Here is a 3,332-nt window from a genome sequence, read left to right on the forward strand (position 1 = left end):
TGGGAATATTCCGTTATAAATTATACCGCCATATTTTTGGCGGTATATATGTTTTTAAAAAATCGTACGTTTCGCAAACGATATAAAAATCCGTTATACTTAAAGTGAGTATATACATAGGAGGATGCTACATGATCAATGAGCAGCGTTTAGTCAATGAATTTCTAGAGCTCGTGCAAATTGATTCAGAGACGAAATATGAGCTTCATATTGCGGATGTATTAAAAGCAAGGTTTGAAGCGCTCGGTTTGCACGTTATTGAAGATGATACGACAGCGCAAACAGGGCATGGGGCAGGAAATTTAATTTGTACATTGCCTGCGACAAAAGAAGGGGTAGATCCGATTTACTTTACATCTCATATGGATACAGTCGTCCCTGGAAAAGGAGTGAAGCCGTCTATTCAAGGCAGGTACATCGTTACAGACGGGACAACGATTTTAGGGGCGGACGATAAGGCCGGGCTTGCTGCGATGTTTGAAGCCATTCGTGTGCTAAAAGAACAACATATCGCTCATGGACTTATTCAATTTGTAATTACGGTTGGTGAAGAGTCTGGGCTTGTTGGCGCGAAGGCGCTCGACCGATCGCTTATTCAAGCCAAATTCGGATATGCATTAGATAGCGATGGAAAAGTCGGACAAATTATCGTTGCTGCTCCGACACAGGCGAAGTTAAAGGTGACTATTCACGGAAAAACGGCTCACGCCGGTGTAGCTCCAGAGCGTGGCGTATCAGCGATTACAATTGCCGCAAAAGCGATCGCCCAAATGCCGCTCGGTCGCATCGATGAAGAAACAACCGCAAATATCGGTCGTTTTGAAGGGGGAACGCAGACGAATATCGTTTGCGATCGCGTCGATATTTTAGCGGAGGCACGTTCGCTCGTTCCAGAAAAAATGGAAGCGCAAGTGGCAAAAATGAAAGAAACGTTCGAACGCGTAGCGGAGGAAATGGGCGGCCGAGCAGATGTTCACGTCGAAGTCATGTACCCAGGATTTAAATTTGGTGACGGAGATCATGTCGTTGAAGTGGCAAAACGAGCGGTTGAAAAAATTGGTCGTCCACATGAGTTGTTGCGCAGCGGCGGGGGAAGCGATGCAAATATTATTGCCGGCTTTGGCATTCCAACTGTTAACTTAGCGATCGGTTATGAAGACATTCATACAACAAATGAACGTATGCCAATTGAAGAACTCGTCAAAACAACGGAAATGGTCATCGCTATTATTGAGGAAGTGGCTGCAAAGGGGTGAGACGATGAATAAAGTTGTCGTGTTTCAACTTTCTAATGAGCAATATGCCATTCCAGTTGAACATGTCGTATCCATTGAAAAAATGAGCTCCCCAACGATCATTCCAGGCATGCCTTCGTACATGCTTGGCGTTGTGCGCATTCGTGGTGAGCTCGTTCCTGTGCTTGATACGTCGCAAATTTTATATCGCCTCCCATATACGGAGACGGAAAAAACGCGCTTGCTCGTCGTTCAGACGGACGATGTATATGTATCTTTTATTGTTGATGATGCAAAAGAAATTATCGACATTCCGCCTGATATGATGAAGCAAGTCCATATGCTTGCTTATCAGCGGACGCCGTATTTTATCGGCATTGCTAACTTGCCTGATCGGCTCATTACAGTCATCGATCCTACGATATTGTTTAATCATTTAGAAGGAGCAAGTATCATTAAAGAACATATAAAGAATGAGAGACAGAACACTTGAACGAGAAAAGACGATTGTGGTATGTTCTTTTTTGAACAATCAAAATATAGAAAGGAACGTTTACTATGGCGAAACAACAAATTGGTGTGATCGGTTTAGCAGTCATGGGAAAAAACTTGGCGCTCAACATTGAAAGCCGTGGATATTCCGTTGCTGTGTATAACCGTTCGCGTGAAAAAACAGATGAGTTTGTAAAGGAAGCAGAAGGAAAAAACATCGTTGGTACATACAGCATTGAAGAGTTTGTTCACGCGCTTGAGAAGCCGCGCAAAATTTTATTAATGGTAAAAGCAGGTGCCGCGACAGACGCAACAATCGAACAACTAAAGCCGCATTTAGAAAAAGGTGATATCGTCATCGATGGCGGCAATACGTATTTTAAAGATACACAGCGCCGCAATAAAGAACTTGCGGAACTAGGCATTCACTTCATCGGCACAGGTGTTTCAGGTGGAGAAGAAGGGGCATTAAAAGGTCCTTCAATTATGCCTGGTGGACAAAAAGAGGCGCATGAACTCGTTCGCTCGATTTTCGAAGCAATTGCGGCAAAAGTCGACGGTGAGCCATGCACGACATACATCGGTCCAGACGGTGCAGGTCATTACGTAAAAATGGTGCATAACGGAATTGAATATGGCGATATGCAATTAATTGCCGAGGCGTACTTTTTATTAAAACATGTGCTCGGATTAAACGCCCAAGAGCTTCATGAAGTGTTTGCCGAGTGGAATAAAGGGGAATTAGACAGCTATTTAATTGAAATTACAGCAGACATTTTCACAAAAATCGATGAAGAAACAGGCAAGCCGCTTGTTGATGTCATTTTAGACAAAGCAGGGCAAAAAGGCACAGGAAAATGGACGAGCCAAAACGCGCTCGATCTAGGCGTGCCGCTTCCGATCATTACCGAGTCGGTATTCGCTCGCTTTATTTCGGCGATGAAAGAAGAGCGCGTCAAAGCAAGCAAGTTATTAGCAGGCCCAGCAGTGAAGCCGTACGAGGGCGACCGCGCGCACTTTATTGAAGCCGTTCGCCGCGCGCTTTACATGAGCAAAATTTGCTCGTACGCTCAAGGCTTTGCGCAAATGAAAGCTGCATCGGAAGAATACAACTGGAATTTGCAATACGGCAATATCGCGATGATTTTCCGCGGCGGCTGCATTATTCGTGCGCAATTTTTACAAAAAATTAAGGAAGCGTACGACCGCGACCCATCGCTTTCTAACTTATTGCTCGACCCATACTTTAAAGACATTGTTGAAAACTATCAACAATCGCTCCGCGAAATCGTCGCAACGGCAGCGATGCGCGGCATCCCGGTTCCAGCGTTCGCTAGCGCACTAGCATACTACGACAGCTACCGGATGGAAACATTGCCAGCGAACTTGATCCAAGCACAGCGCGACTACTTCGGTGCCCACACATACGAGCGCATTGACAAAGAAGGCGTGTTCCATACGGAATGGTTGAAATAAACGAACACCCCCTAGGGCAAGAGACTCTAGGGGGTGTTTATTATTGTTCAAACAATAATACGCGCGCTGGAGCGGCGTCAGTGCCGACGAGTTTAAGTGGAGCGGCGACCATCCAATATTCGCCTGCTG

At 45.3% G+C, this 3,332-nt stretch carries 3 protein-coding genes and 1 pseudogene; 3 read left to right on the forward strand and 1 reads right to left on the reverse strand.

The window, feature by feature from the left end; all coding sequences use genetic code 11:
* Positions 1 to 131 precede the first annotated feature (131 nt).
* The 3 genes from V7Z64_RS12460 (at position 132) to gndA (ending at position 3,203) form a co-directional block, all read left to right on the forward strand.
* Positions 132 to 1,256, forward strand: a complete 1,125-nt coding sequence (locus V7Z64_RS12460; protein WP_297990777.1) for a M20/M25/M40 family metallo-hydrolase — start codon at positions 132 to 134, stop codon at positions 1,254 to 1,256.
* A gap of 4 nt (positions 1,257 to 1,260) precedes the next feature.
* Positions 1,261 to 1,728, forward strand: a complete 468-nt coding sequence (locus V7Z64_RS12465; RefSeq protein ID WP_297990779.1) for a chemotaxis protein CheW — start codon at positions 1,261 to 1,263, stop codon at positions 1,726 to 1,728.
* 65 nt (positions 1,729 to 1,793) lie between these two features.
* Positions 1,794 to 3,203, forward strand: a complete 1,410-nt coding sequence (gene gndA / locus V7Z64_RS12470) for an NADP-dependent phosphogluconate dehydrogenase (RefSeq protein WP_297990780.1) — start codon at positions 1,794 to 1,796, stop codon at positions 3,201 to 3,203.
* A gap of 40 nt (positions 3,204 to 3,243) precedes the next feature.
* On the opposite strand, the pseudogene V7Z64_RS12475 reads toward gndA, so the two are convergent.
* Positions 3,244 to 3,332: pseudogene (locus V7Z64_RS12475) on the reverse strand (cyclase family protein); the annotation flags it as partial.

It is taken from the genome of Anoxybacillus sp., from assembly GCF_036834105.1.
Taxonomy (GTDB): Bacteria; Bacillota; Bacilli; order Bacillales; family Anoxybacillaceae; genus Anoxybacillus.

Coding starts and splice junctions, on each gene's coding strand:
- V7Z64_RS12460 (WP_297990777.1), top strand. CDS start 132: ATGATCAATGAGCAGCGTTTAGTCAATGAATTTCTAGAGCTCGTGCAA.
- V7Z64_RS12465 (WP_297990779.1), top strand. CDS start 1,261: ATGAATAAAGTTGTCGTGTTTCAACTTTCTAATGAGCAATATGCCATT.
- gndA (WP_297990780.1), top strand. CDS start 1,794: ATGGCGAAACAACAAATTGGTGTGATCGGTTTAGCAGTCATGGGAAAA.